This is a genomic window from Pantoea sp. JK, assembly GCF_026130245.1.
GTDB classification, from domain to species: Bacteria; Pseudomonadota; Gammaproteobacteria; order Enterobacterales; family Enterobacteriaceae; genus Pantoea; species Pantoea trifolii.
Window position 1 is genome coordinate 360,222 of sequence record NZ_JAINFN010000005.1, and the last position, 13,139, is coordinate 373,360.

Consider the following 13,139-nt stretch of genomic DNA (forward strand, 5'->3'; position numbering starts at 1 on the left):
ACAAATAATGCGCGGCAGTTATTGATGTTAATTTAACCCGCGTAATTAACTTTACGCAATATAAGGCGATGTCTGAATTGCGGGCAAAAAAATGCCGGACCATCTGGTCCGGCGGGAAATTAGGGTAAATCAAAATATTCGGGGTGAATGAAGGTAATAATGAAATAAATGATGATAGCGGGGATAATTGTATGCTCTGGATGGGTTTGAGTTTTGTCATTCAGTGCGGAAATGTAACTCATGTAATTTGATGTTTTTAAACAATTAAAATATATGTTGTCAAAAAGTGCTATATTTTTTACCTATCTGTGCTGGTTATTAGTTCCCCGTAATTTACATTCTGAAATAACTATTAAATACACTGAAACAGTTTTGGAAATTTAGTAGCATTTTCGTGATAGATTATTGCCCAACATAAAATAACAATGGCGTGCCGGCTGAATTTTTAATCATTCAGTTCGCAGTGGCAAAAATAAAGGCACATTATAGAGGGTAATAAAAATGAAACGTCGCGTTCTCTCCCTGATGATTCCTGCATTGCTGGTGGCAGGATCAGCAAGCGCAGCTGAAATTTACAATAAAGATGGCAACAAATTAGACCTTTACGGCAAAGTGGACGGTCTGCATTATTTTTCTGACAACTCTGGCTCAGACGGTGACCAGTCTTACCTGCGTTTTGGCTTCAAAGGTGAAACTCAGGTGACCGATCAGCTGACCGGTTACGGCCAGTGGGAATACCAGGCTGCACTGAACACCGCAGAGAGCGAAGGCACCGCGAACAGCTATACGCGTGTTGGTTTTGCTGGTCTGAAATTTGGTGATGCAGGTTCATTCGATTACGGCCGTAACTACGGCGTAATGTACGATCTCGGCGCATGGACTGACGTTCTGCCAGAGTTCGGTGGCGATACCTACGGCGCGGACAACTTCCTGTTCCAGCGCAGCAACGGCCTCGCAACCTATCGTAATACCAACTTCTTCGGTTTAGTGGATGGCTGGAACTTCGCGGTTCAGTATCAAGGCAAAAACGATAACCCAACCGAATCTACTGGCTCTGGTCGTGATGTGTTGGGCGAGAACGGTGACGGCTACGGTCTGAGCACCACTTACGATCTGGGTTCAGGTTTCGGTATTGGTGCAGCGATGTTCCAGTCTGACCGTACCAATAACCAGAACGGTAACAATCCACGTACCGCCAACATCCTGGGTCGCGGTGATAAAGCCGAAGCTTACAGCGGCGCGCTGAAGTATGACGCTAACAACGTTTACCTGGCCGCAATGTACAGCCGTTCATACAACGCAACGCGTTTCGGCGCCAGCGATAGCGGCACCGTTTACGGTTACGCCAACAAAGCGGATAACTGGGAATTGGTGGCACAGTACCAGTTCGACTTCGGCCTGCGTCCATCTCTGGCGTTTGTCTCTTCTCGCGGCTCTGACATCGAAGGTTACGGCAGCCAGAACCTGAAGAAATACATTGATGTAGGCGCAACTTACTACTTCAACAAAAACATGTCGACCTACGTTGATTACCAGATCAACCTGCTGGACGACAACAACTTCACCGACGCAGCCGGTATCAATACCGATGACGTCGTAGCACTGGGCTTGGTTTACCAGTTCTAAGGGTGATGGAGCGTGACTTGCCGGTCACGCTCCCGTTTTCAGCAGCGCATCCAGCGCGGCACGCAGCACCTCGACCACCCGTTCCGACTCCTCGCCAATCTGTACCTGCACAATCGCACCCTCAACCAGTAACACAATCTGCGCCGTTTTGACCTGCTGCTCAGGCATCAACTTGTCGCCTATCGCCTGCGCCATCTCACATTTGTGCTGACGAATAATGTTGCTGGCTTCCGGTAACGTGCTGCCCAGTTCCGCAGCGGTATTGATAAACGCACAGCCGCGATAATCGTCATCCCTGAACCAGCTCAGTAACGCCGCGGGCAAGGCATCGATCAACGCCGCATGCTGATTCAACGCACTGCAAAACGCCAGCATCCAGCGCTGATGGCGCTGCTGTAAAAACGCCAGCACCAACGCATTCTTCGCCGGAAAGTGACGATAGAAAGTCACTTTGGTCACGCCGGCCTCTGCAATTACCTTATCTACGCCGGTGGCACGAATGCCCTGTTGGTAAAACAACTGCTGCGCGCACAGCAAGATACGATCGCGCGCGGATGCGCTGGCATCAAAGATCAGAGGTTCAAGCATAAAAAAATTCCTTGTGTGCATGTAGACAGAATTGTCTACATACGGCAGGATGAATCAAGTAGACAGATCTGTCTACATAATCAGGAGAATTAACATGCTGGTGCCACCGTTCAATCAACAAACCGCGTTACAGAAAGTCCGCATAGCGGAAGATGCCTGGAACAGCTGCGATGCGCAGCGTGTTTCGCTGGTGTACAGCGAAGACACGCGCTGGCGCAATCGCAGTGAGTTCGTTAATGGGCGCGCAGAAGTCGTGACCTTCCTGCAGCGCAAGTGGGTCAAAGAGTTGGATTATCGACTGATCAAAGAGTTATGGGCATGGCACGAAGATAAGCTGGCGGTACGCTTTGCCTATGAATGGCATGATGACAGCGGAAACTGGTTCCGCAGCTATGGCAATGAGAACTGGCACTTTAGCGCCGATGGTTTGATGATTCAGCGATTCGCCTGCATCAACGATCTGCCGATCCGCGCCGACCAGCGTCTGTTCCACTGGCCATCTGGCACGCGCCCGGACGATCATCCGGGCCTGAGTGAGTTGGGGTTATAGCGGTTATTGCATACCGCGCCATTTTTTGGCTTTTGGCGCCGGTTGCGGCGGCGGGTTGTTGGTGATGGCGGTCAGGCTGCCTTCCATCGCGACACCCGCCAGCGTGAAGGCGGAGAAGCTAAGCCAGTGCTGCCATTTACTGTTTTGTGTTTTAGTATTTTCCATTCTGCACCTCGCTGAAGTTCAACTCATCTTCAACAATGCAGCATTCATGCCAGCGCACCGCTCTCAGCGCCACGCGCCTTGCAGCGACTTTGCTACACTGCGCCAGCGCTGAAGCGGTGCAGAAGGGTGATTTTCTGGTGCAATAATTTAACGTCGGCGTGCAGGATAGTGCTGAATCAGGCGATGGCGGTAAGTCTGCCAACATTTGAAGCTGCTATAAATAAATAGCGCGGCGGTAATTGCGACAATCATATAAACCATCTGATGCTCCTGTAGGCATAACGTTGCAGGAAGCGCTTATCCTGTGTCAGCGTTTATCGAACATCAAGCAGCTTTAGACTGCTTTACAAGCGAGTTATGCTTTGTAATTGGCTGTAGTAATGCGTTACAGATGAGGAATTGATGCGTTTTCAGAACATTCTGCTAGTTAGCCTGTTGGCTTTAGGCCTGAGCGGTTGCGAAAAAAACAGCAACCAACCCGCGCTGGTGCTGGAAGGAAAAACCATGGGCACCGTGTGGCGCGTCAGCGTTGCCGGCGTTGAGCCGCAGCGCAAAGCGCAGTTGCAGCAGTTGATTCAGCAACAGCTGGATCGTGATGACGGCGAACTCTCGACATGGAAAAGCGATTCGGTGCTGTCGCGCTTTAATCAGTATCAAGGTAATACTCCGCAGCCGGTAAGTGCTGATATGGCGGATATTGTCACTGAAGCGCTGCGAATTGGGCACAAAACCTCGGGTGCGATGGATATTACCGTCGGCCCGCTGGTTAATCTGTGGGGCTTTGGCCCGACGAAGCAGCCGGCGCACACGCCCAGCGAGGCGGAAATTGCTGCCGCTAAAGCGCTGACCGGCTTGCAGCATCTGCGCGTCATTCAGGGAGTTGACGGCCAATGGCTGCAGAAAGATCTGCCCGGCTTGTATGTTGATCTCTCGACCATGGGCGAAGGTTATGCCACCGATCATCTGGCGCGCCTGATGGAGCAGCAAGGCATCACCGATTATCTGGTTTCGGTGGGCGGCGCGGTATTGAGCCGTGGCGTTAATGCTAATCAGCAGCCGTGGCGCGTGGCGATCCAGAAACCCACCGATCGCGAAAACGCGGTGGAAGCGCGCGTTGATCTGCAAGGGCATGGCATCAGCACTTCCGGCAGCTATCGCAACTATTATGAACTGGACGGCAAACGCATTTCGCACGTCATCGATCCCACCACGGGAAGGCCGATTGAGCACAAGCTGGTTTCGGCGACGGTGATTGCTACCACTGCGCTGGAGGCGGATGGCTGGGATACCGGTTTGATGGTGCTCGGCAGCGAACGTGCTAAAGCGTTGGCGTTAAAAGAGCATCTGGCGGTTTTTTTGATCAGCAAGCAGGGCGACGGCTTTACTCACTGGATGTCGCCGCAGTTTAAAACCTTCCTCATCGATCAGGCATCTCAATAAAGGAGGCGCACATGCTGGATTTATTTAGTGACGAAGCGCCGTGGCAGGAACCGCTGGCGGATGGCGCGGTGATTCTGCGGCGTCGCGCCCGCGATCAGGCTGATACGCTGCTGGGGGCGATTCACGACATCGCCGCTAAAAATCCCTTTGCCCATCGCATCACGCCCGGCGGCCATCGCATGTCGGTGGCGATGACCAACTGCGGCGATTTTGGCTGGTCCACAGATTCACGCGGCTATCAATATACCGAGCAGGACAGTAACAGCGGACACCATTGGCCGCCGATGCCCGCGCTGTTCCGCGAACTGGCGCAGCACACCGCACGCGAAGCGGGTTTTGCCGGTTTCAATCCTGATGCCTGCCTGATTAACCGCTACGAACCCGGCGCAAAACTGACGCTGCATCAGGATAAAGATGAGAAGGATCTGCGCCAGCCGATTGTGTCGGTTTCATTAGGATTGCCTGCAGTGTTCCAGTTCGGTGGTTTCGAACGCGGCGATGCCACCCAGCGTGTGCTGCTGGAACATGGCGATATTGTGGTTTGGGGCGGGCCATCGCGCCTGCGTTATCACGGCATTTTGCCGCTCAAACCCGGTATTCATCCGCAGGCAGGCGCTTTCCGTTTTAACCTGACTTTCCGCCGTGCTTTTTAGCCATTTTTGTGGCGGCGCAATTTATTGCGTAATACATGTTAGTTAAGCCAGTGATGAGGGCGCTGACCGGTGCCACTTTTGGGCCGGCGGTCCTCGCGCCGCTAGCGCGGTTCCTTCACTTCGTTCGTCTGCCTGACGGACCGGCGGAGACGGGACATCCTTGTCCCGGCTCCGCCTTTCGCCCGCGTCCTGCGGGCTCTCCTGGCTTCCTCGCTTCGTTCAGCGCTGCGGAATGCCGGCCCAAAAGTGGCCCCGACCAGCTCCGAACCTTCATTGCGCGTTATTGAAAAGGGCACATTAGCAGAGGCGCTGGCGCGTCTGCTGTGTCAGCGCCCGCACCAGCTTTAAATCGAAATTTCTCCTTATCTGACAAGCATTGCGCAAGTTAATGCGCGATAAATCGCGCCGCTACCAAACAAGCGGCGAGAAACGCTGTGCTCAGACAACTATGAGATGAGAATTATTCTTGCTATCAGCCAAGGCGACATTAAACTGCAGGCTGCTTTATTGACCGCTGGAACCCTTTGATGGCATTGCTGCAAGTCGTTTTTCGCCAGTACCGCTGGCCTTTTATTGGCGTCATTCTTCTCACGTTGTTAAGTGCCGTGCTCGGTATCGGCCTGATTGCCTATATCAATAATGAGCTGATCGTCGCGGTGAATACTTCGATTTCAGTGCTGCCGAGTTTCCTTGGCCAGCTGTTCCTGTTGATGGCAGTGACGCTCGGCTCCCAGCTGGCGTTGACCATGCTGGGCCACCACTTTGTCTGGCGGCTGCGCGGCGAATTCATTAAGCGGATTCTCGATACGCGCGTGGAGCGCATCGAGCAGATCGGCAATGCCCAGCTGCTAGCCGGCCTGACCAGCGATGTGCGCGCCATCACCATCGCCTTCGTGCGTTTACCCGAGCTGATTCAGGGCATCATTATTACGCTCGGTTCGGCGCTTTATCTTGCCTGGCTCTCGCCCAAAATGCTGCTGATTACCTGCCTGTGGCTGGTGGTGACGCTGGTTGGCGGCTGGTTGCTGGTGTCACGGGTTTATCAGCACATGGCAAAGCTGCGTGAAACCGAAGATGATCTGTATCGCGATTTCCAGACCATTATTGAAGGACGTAAAGAGCTGCAGCTCAACCGCGAACGTGCGCAGCTGATTTACGACAGCGTTTATCAGGAAAATGCCAAAAGCTATCGCCACCATATTGTGCGCGCCGATACCTTCCATCTCAGCGCGGTAAACTGGTCGAATATCATGATGTTGGGCGCGATTGGCATCGTGTTCTTTATGGCGAACGGATTAGGATGGGCCAACACGGCGGTGGCGGCAACCTATTCGCTGACGCTGCTGTTCCTGCGCACGCCGTTGCTGGCGGCGGTGGGTGCTTTGCCGACGCTGCTCAGCGCGCAGGTTGCCTTCCGCAAACTCAACACATTCGAACTGGCGCCGTATGAAGAAACCTTCAAGGCGCTGCCAAACGTCAGCGAATGGCAAACGCTGGAGCTGCGCGATGTCTGCTTCCATTATGGTGAGCACGGATTCCAGGTTGGGCCGATCAATCTGACGCTGCGTCGCGGCGAACTGGTGTTCCTGATTGGCGGCAACGGCAGCGGAAAATCGACGCTGGCAATGCTGCTCACTGGCCTTTATCAACCGCAATCGGGCAGTTTACTGTTGGATGGCAAGGTGGTTGACTGGCAAAACCTCGACGCCTATCGCAAACATTTCTCAGCGGTGTTTACCGACGTGCATCTGTTTGATCGCTTGATCGGTGACCAAGGGCAACCAGCCAACCCAACGCTGGTGCAGCAGTGGCTGGAGCGTCTGAAGATGCAAGACAAGCTCAAGCTGGAAGGCAACAGAGTGCTCAATCTGCAACTGTCGAAAGGGCAGAGCAAACGTCTGGCGCTGCTTTTGGCGGCTGCCGAAGAGCGCGACATTCTGCTGCTCGATGAATGGGCGGCGGATCAGGACCCGCATTTCCGTCGTATCTTCTATCGTGAGCTGCTGCCGTGGTTACAGGAATCGGGCAAAACGGTGTTCGCCATCAGCCACGATGATCACTATTTCATTCATGCCGATCGCTTGCTGGAGATGCGCGAAGGTCAGCTGAGTGAGTTGACCGGCAACGAACGCGAGATGGCAACGCTGGATGCGGTGCAACGTACCGATACCGGCCATTAGCGCTAGCCGGGAAAGCTTAGCGAAAACCCTTATTGGGCAAGAGGTTGCGGAGTGAGTAAAGTGACTTCCAGCAGAAATCCTCGTTTCTGCGTCCCTGGAACACTTTTCTGTCGTCTTGTGTTGTCACCGGCTCGGGTTTATTTCTGAGCCGGTTTTTTATTTTGTCGGTAGCGGATGCGTCAGCAGCGTAATCACGCGGTTTCCAGCCAGCCAGAAACGCGCCTGCAGCAATACTTTCGTGGTGAAATGCCTATCAAAATCCCGACACAAGCGTAGCGTTGCGCGGCCTTGCTGCACGTTCAGTTCCACCACTTCCGCCTGATGAAAATCCATCGGCTGATGCAACTGCGGCCACAGCGCTTTGTAAATACTCTCTTTCAGTGAAAACAGTAGCGTAGCGGCTTGGGCAAAGGGCAAAGGTTGCGCCAGCAGACGCTGTTTTTCCGCCGTGTTCATCAACATTTCAGCAGTTTCATCAGCGGTTTCCTCCGCCATTATCTGCTCCACGTCCACGCCAATGCACAATGGCTCGCGCGTTGCAGCCATTACTGCAACGCTGTGCGTGTGCGACAGCGACGCCTGAATGCCGGCGGGCCACAGCGGCGAACGATCGGGTGCATTACACAATACAAAATGCGGTAAGCCTAAGTGCGCAAGGTTTTGCTGCACCAGCCAGCGACTCGCCAGATGCTCGGCTTTGCGTTTGGTCACCGCGCTCTGTAACGACGCGGGCAGCGGCAATTGCCACGCCTGATGTAGTTCGGCATGCCAGTGTTGTTGATCAAATTCACACCAGGCGATCGGTAAGACATCCAGCGACATGCCAGCAGCACGGATAAACAGGGAAGAGGGCAGAGCAAGCGGCGTTTGAGAGGCGAACATAAAAAATCACGGCTGACGGAAAACGTAGTTTTACCAGCCAGCCGGATGGAGAGCAAGCCAAAGGGGCTCGCCTGCTTTTAGTTGTTTGGCGGAATCGCCATTCCTTTAATCTGCACCACGAAGTGCTGATGGCCTTTGGTGATGCGCGCACCGCGATCGCACCAGCGCGAGGCGAGACGGAAGAAATCGTCGCTGCCGATATCGTAAGCCAGTTCAACTTTATTGATGCCCGAGTGCAGGAGTTCTTCCGCATCCTGCAGGTTTTTTGCTTTGATGACCATAATGGTTTCCATCGAAAAAACAAGAGACTCAAGAGTAAGAGAATTCTGTGACAGTTTTGTTTCAGTTTGATGAAGTGCTGTCATATTTATCCAAAAATGTGATCTTGCTCGGGTCAGGTTGCTTTCGTTAAGTTACTGATTAAAAGCTAATAATCATTCAAATCCTGGCGATAATCTGATAATGGTTTGCGGTTCAGGCACGGTTAGCCTGCCATCCTTAAATCTTCGCCTGATTCACGCGTGAAGAAAGCTGTGGATGATTCTCCTTACGTTCGCTAAAGCGATCCGCAAGAGAGTCAGCGTGGCCTTTCAGGATCTGCGTGATTTTGAATAACTCTTCGGCCACATCAACAATCCGATCATCGTACGCCGAGGGTTTCATCCGGCCTTCTTCATCAAATTCCTGCCACGCTTTCGCAATCGATGACTGATTGGGAAGGGTGAACATCCGCATCCATCAACCCAGCACGCGCATCTGATTGACGGCATTGAATGATCGGGACCTGGTTAGCAAGCGAGCGGCGTCTTCTGCCGAGAATCAGCTAAACAGCGTTCACGCACTAAACCGTAAAGAACGAGAAATTTCGCTGGCCGCCCAGGTTCACCGATCTGTTCGGCAATGGAAGGATCAAAATGTTCAGTCACAAGGGCAGGAAATGAGGTCATGTGAAAATCTCCAGACAGTAAATTCAGCCTTTACTTCGAACACATATGAATTATCATATGTATTAAATTTTCACTGGAACCAAAATCGATGCTTCCTGTTCAACTTTTCAAACTGCTTGCCGACGAAACGCGTACGACGATCGTTTTATTATTGCGAGAGGCCGGAGAGTTGTGTGTCTGCGATCTCTGCGCCGTTACCCAACAATCACAGCCAAAGATTTCACGCCACATTGCCTTGCTGCGCGATGCTGAGCTGATTGTGGATCGACGTGAAGGTAAGTGGATTCACTATCGTCTCTCTCCGCATATGCCGGCCTGGGCCGCATCGATTATCGATACGGCCTGGAATAGCCAACGTGAGGACGTGCGTGAGTCGCTGAAGAACGCCGCCGCTACGGGTTGTGAATAATCATTAAACACATTTGATTTTTCGAATGCATTGGAGGCGCGATGTTTCTGGCAGGCGCAATATTTGTTTTGACCATGGTATTTGTCATCTGGCAGCCGCGCGGCCTGAGCATTGGCTGGACGGCAACGATAGGGGCTTTATTGGCGCTGGTGACCGGCGTTATCCAGTTAAACGATATTCCCGCTGTCTGGCATATCGTCTGGAATGCGACGGCTGCTTTTATCGCCGTCATTATCATCAGCTTGTTGCTGGACGAATCCGGTTTTTTTGAGTGGTGCGCTTTGCATGTCGCGCGTTGGGGAAGGGGGCGAGGGCGGCGGCTGTTCACCTATATCGTGTTACTCGGCGCGTGTGTTGCTGCGCTTTTCGCCAATGACGGTGCGGCTCTGATATTGACGCCGATCGTTATCGCCATGCTGCTGGCGCTAGGCTTCAGTAAAGGCGCAACGCTGGCTTTTGTCATGGCAGCCGGATTTATTGCCGATACCGCAAGTTTGCCGCTGATCGTCTCCAATCTGGTTAACATCGTTTCCGCTGATTTCTTCAAACTGGGATTCATCGATTATGCGGCGGTGATGGTTCCGGTTGATATTGCCGCCATCATCGCAACGCTGGTGGTGCTGCACCTTTTCTTCCGCAAAGAGATACCCGCCAGCTATGAGGTTTCACGTCTTAAACTGCCAGCAGAAGCCATCAAAGATCCCGCAACCTTCAAAGCCGGTTGGCTGGTGCTGTTGCTGCTATTAGTGGGTTTTTTCCTGCTGGAGCCGCTGGGTATTCCGGTTGGTGCTATCGCCGCATTGGGCGCGTTAATTCTGTTTATCGTTGCCAAAAGAGGTCATGCAATTAACACCGCTAATGTGTTACGCGGCGCACCCTGGCAGATCGTGATTTTCTCGCTGGGTATGTATCTGGTGGTTTATGGCCTCAAAAATGCCGGGCTGACGCAATATCTCACTGACTTGCTCAACCTGTTTGCCAGCCAGGGTTTATGGGCTGCCACCTTGGGTACCGGTTTGGTGACGGCGCTGCTTTCCTCAGTGATGAACAATATGCCGACGGTACTGATTGGTGCGCTGTCGATTGATGCCAGCACCGCGCAGGGCGTGATAAAGGAAGCGATGATTTATGCCAATGTGATTGGTTGCGACCTTGGACCAAAAATCACGCCAATTGGTAGTCTCGCCACCCTGTTATGGCTGCATGTGCTCGATCAGAAGAACATCAAAATTAGCTGGGGTTATTATTTTCGCGTGGGGATCGTGATGACCTTGCCCGTGCTGCTGGTCACCCTGAGTGCGTTGGCCTTGCGCCTGACACTGTCCCATTAAAATGAGAGCAATCATGACCGACATCACCATTTACCACAATCCTGCCTGCGGTACATCGCGCAACACGCTGGCGTTCATTCGCAACAGCGGCATTGAGCCGACCATTATTCTCTATCTTGAAACGCCGCCCAGTCGTGAAAAGCTCAAAGCGTTGATCAGTGCGATGGGTATCAGCGTGCGCTCCTTGCTGCGCAAAAATGTCGAACCTTTTGAGCAACTGGGTTTGGCTGAGGAGAGATTTAATGATGAGCAACTCATCGAGGCGATGTTGAACTATCCCATCCTGATTAACCGCCCGATCGTCGTATCTCCGCTGGGAACACGCTTATGTCGGCCTTCAGAAACGGTACTTGATATTCTTCCCGATGCGCAGCAGGGAGCATTCATCAAAGAAGATGGTGAGAAGGTGATCGATCAGCACGGAAATCGAATCGTTTAGACCAGATCTCAGGCAATAAAAAAGCAGCCATTAGGGCTGCTTTTTTGGGATTTTGGTCGGCACGAGAGGATTTGAATTTTATCTTTAACTGACTGTTTTATATGAATTTAATTAATTATTGTCTTACTTGATATGCCTAATGGTATGCCTAAATATTTTTTATAATATTGTTGCCGATAATATGAAAAGCATGCTTTAAAAGTTGGTCATAAAACCAACACGAAGTAATCGATTAACATAAGGAAAATAAAGAGAATTTATTAATGGAAGATTGGTAAAAAAAGGACCGTTATGTTTACATTTTAACTCATTGAAATTAAAGGATGTAAAATTAGATTTGGCTTTAATGTGGTTGTAGGGAATTTCTTCGCCTTGTCATTACATCTGATATTGATAAAATCTTAATCAATCAAGTAATTCTTATCCATATACAAATATAGCATATAGTTTATCAAGGGAAGTAAGCATGGATAACATGTTGAAATTAAGGACAAAAAATCAGATTTTCAAGTATGAAATCCCTCTTGCGGGCTGCGGGATTCACGACAGTACATTCACTTTAGACTTTGAAGAAGGAGTCTATAGGCAAAATGATCTCGTTGGTCTCATAAGGGATGTAGTACCTTACTTTTCATTAACACAAAGTGAACTGGAAGAACTAGAAATATCAGAGTTGCATCGAAGGAGTTTCACTCGTATCTCCGATGCAAGAAAGCAGTCAAAAGGAGATTATGGTGAGCTTCTTTTATATCTGATTCTGAGTATCTTTTATGATGTCCCTAAATTTGTTACAAAAGCTCGTTTAAGATCAACAACAAGAGAACAAATCAAAGGGTTTGACTGCGCTCATTTTTCATTAGATGGAGAAAAAGTTACTTTATGGTTAGGAGAAGCTAAGTTTCATAAAACGCTCAGTAATGCAATCTCGTCAGCACTGGAATCACTCACAGAGCATATAGGTGATAAAAATAGAATTAAGAGTGAATTAAGGTTGCTTGGGGGAGAGATTGAAATCAATAAATTATTAGATGAAAATGCATATTATAAGTTAAAAAGTTATGTGGATGGTGGTAAATCACTGGATTCAATCGATATAGCCATTCCGGTATTGCTTACTTACGATAGTAAATATATATCTTCATGCAATGGAAATAAAAATACATCTATAAAAAGTGAACCGTTTATTTCCGAGGTCAAAAAAGAATTACAAACTCATTTTGATACCATTTATAAAAAGACATGGCCTGAAGATAAAAATATTAGGTTGGTGTTTTTTCTTTTCCCTTTCGAAAATGTAACAGAATTAAAAGAAAAAATCGAAATGGTAGAAATGGCGATGAGGTTCTGAAGGATATATTATGGAAAATATTTACGATATCGAAATTGAACTCTGTGAACTATTTAAAGATAAAGGTCAACCTGATTTTGAAAGAATAGAACATGCACTCATTAGAATTTATAGAGAATTGGATAACTCAGAGAATTATAATTTATGTGTGAAGTTAATATGCTTCATAGCGGATAAAAAGATTAAAGATAAAATGATTCAGCAGTTACTTCATGATTGCATCGTTAAGTCCAGAATCTTTATGTATGATGATATGCTTTCACGAAATGAAATAAACTACAATCCAGAAGTGTCTCCACAGGATATATTTTTGAGGGGGTTTTATACAAGTTCGAAATCAGAAACAACCTTAACGAAACCTCAAAAAGAAATATTTAATTCATTTCAAAAGAACAAACGTTTAATAGTAAGTGCTCCTACTTCTTTCGGTAAAACTAGGATTATTAGAGAAATCATATTGGAGTGACCCCGAGCCCATAGACAAATCTGCCCTATATTTTGAGCATAGGAGGAGTCTATGGGCACACCACGATTTACCCCTGAGTTTAAAGAAGAAGCAGTCCGCCAGATCACCGAGCGGG

15 protein-coding genes are annotated in these 13,139 nt (G+C 49.8%); 10 read left to right on the forward strand and 5 right to left on the reverse strand.

The window, feature by feature from the left end; translation table 11 throughout:
* The first annotated feature begins 501 nt into the window (after positions 1-501).
* Positions 502-1,626, forward strand: coding sequence for a porin OmpC (ompC, locus tag PanJK_RS14030; RefSeq protein ID WP_101763675.1), 1,125 nt, complete (start codon positions 502-504; stop codon positions 1,624-1,626).
* A 24-nt stretch (positions 1,627-1,650) separates the two neighbouring features.
* On the opposite strand, the gene PanJK_RS14035 is transcribed toward ompC, so the two are convergent.
* Positions 1,651-2,214 (reverse strand): TetR/AcrR family transcriptional regulator, encoded by a 564-nt coding sequence (locus tag PanJK_RS14035; RefSeq protein ID WP_265300521.1) that lies wholly within the window; start codon positions 2,212-2,214, stop codon positions 1,651-1,653.
* A gap of 94 nt (positions 2,215-2,308) precedes the next feature.
* Here PanJK_RS14035 and PanJK_RS14040 point away from each other — a divergent pair, with 94 nt between their 5' ends.
* On the forward strand, positions 2,309-2,764 hold the full coding sequence (locus tag PanJK_RS14040; protein ID WP_265300523.1) for a nuclear transport factor 2 family protein: 456 nt from the start codon (positions 2,309-2,311) through the stop codon (positions 2,762-2,764).
* A 3-nt stretch (positions 2,765-2,767) separates the two neighbouring features.
* Here PanJK_RS14040 and PanJK_RS14045 read toward each other — a convergent pair whose 3' ends face one another.
* The gene (locus PanJK_RS14045; protein ID WP_265300525.1) at positions 2,768-2,929 is read right to left on the reverse strand and encodes a hypothetical protein; all 162 of its coding nucleotides are present in this window, start codon (positions 2,927-2,929) and stop codon (positions 2,768-2,770) included.
* Between the two features lie 402 nt (positions 2,930-3,331).
* Between PanJK_RS14045 and apbE the strand changes: the two genes are divergently transcribed.
* From apbE to PanJK_RS14060, 3 genes are all read left to right on the forward strand, one after another.
* Positions 3,332-4,369, forward strand: coding sequence for an FAD:protein FMN transferase ApbE (gene apbE / locus PanJK_RS14050; RefSeq protein ID WP_265300527.1), 1,038 nt, complete (start codon positions 3,332-3,334; stop codon positions 4,367-4,369).
* Positions 4,370-4,380: 11 nt separating this feature from the next.
* Positions 4,381-5,022, forward strand: a complete 642-nt coding sequence (gene alkB / locus PanJK_RS14055) for a DNA oxidative demethylase AlkB (protein WP_265300529.1) — start codon at positions 4,381-4,383, stop codon at positions 5,020-5,022.
* A 527-nt stretch (positions 5,023-5,549) separates the two neighbouring features.
* Positions 5,550-7,202: a multidrug ABC transporter permease/ATP-binding protein gene (locus tag PanJK_RS14060; protein WP_256696947.1), complete on the forward strand. Its 1,653-nt coding sequence runs from the start codon at positions 5,550-5,552 to the stop codon at positions 7,200-7,202.
* A 156-nt stretch (positions 7,203-7,358) separates the two neighbouring features.
* Here PanJK_RS14060 and PanJK_RS14065 read toward each other — a convergent pair whose 3' ends face one another.
* The 3 genes from PanJK_RS14065 to PanJK_RS23970 all read right to left on the reverse strand — a co-directional run bounded on the left by PanJK_RS14065 (position 7,359) and on the right by PanJK_RS23970 (position 8,813).
* Complete coding sequence (locus PanJK_RS14065; RefSeq protein ID WP_265300531.1) at positions 7,359-8,084, reverse strand: 4'-phosphopantetheinyl transferase family protein; 726 nt, start codon at positions 8,082-8,084, stop codon at positions 7,359-7,361.
* Positions 8,085-8,161: 77 nt separating this feature from the next.
* A complete protein-coding gene (locus PanJK_RS14070) occupies positions 8,162-8,365 on the reverse strand; it encodes a hypothetical protein (protein ID WP_008105079.1) in 204 nt (67 codons plus the stop codon).
* Between the two features lie 217 nt (positions 8,366-8,582).
* A complete protein-coding gene (locus PanJK_RS23970; protein WP_372340027.1) occupies positions 8,583-8,813 on the reverse strand; it encodes a hypothetical protein in 231 nt (76 codons plus the stop codon).
* Positions 8,814-9,119: 306 nt separating this feature from the next.
* Between PanJK_RS23970 and PanJK_RS14080 the strand changes: the two genes are divergently transcribed.
* The 5 genes from PanJK_RS14080 (at position 9,120) to PanJK_RS14100 (ending at position 13,024) form a co-directional block, all read left to right on the forward strand.
* Positions 9,120-9,440, forward strand: a complete 321-nt coding sequence (locus tag PanJK_RS14080; RefSeq protein WP_256696945.1) for a metalloregulator ArsR/SmtB family transcription factor — start codon at positions 9,120-9,122, stop codon at positions 9,438-9,440.
* Positions 9,441-9,481: 41 nt separating this feature from the next.
* Positions 9,482-10,771 carry an arsenic transporter gene (locus PanJK_RS14085; protein ID WP_265300534.1) on the forward strand — a complete coding sequence of 430 codons (1,290 nt, stop codon included), beginning with the start codon at positions 9,482-9,484 and terminating at the stop codon, positions 10,769-10,771.
* A 13-nt stretch (positions 10,772-10,784) separates the two neighbouring features.
* Positions 10,785-11,210, forward strand: a complete 426-nt coding sequence (gene arsC / locus PanJK_RS14090) for a glutaredoxin-dependent arsenate reductase (protein ID WP_256696943.1) — start codon at positions 10,785-10,787, stop codon at positions 11,208-11,210.
* A gap of 466 nt (positions 11,211-11,676) precedes the next feature.
* A complete protein-coding gene (locus tag PanJK_RS14095; RefSeq protein WP_256696941.1) occupies positions 11,677-12,558 on the forward strand; it encodes a DUF1837 domain-containing protein in 882 nt (293 codons plus the stop codon).
* A gap of 10 nt (positions 12,559-12,568) precedes the next feature.
* Complete coding sequence (locus PanJK_RS14100; protein WP_265300536.1) at positions 12,569-13,024, forward strand: hypothetical protein; 456 nt, start codon at positions 12,569-12,571, stop codon at positions 13,022-13,024.
* Positions 13,025-13,139 lie beyond the last annotated feature (115 nt).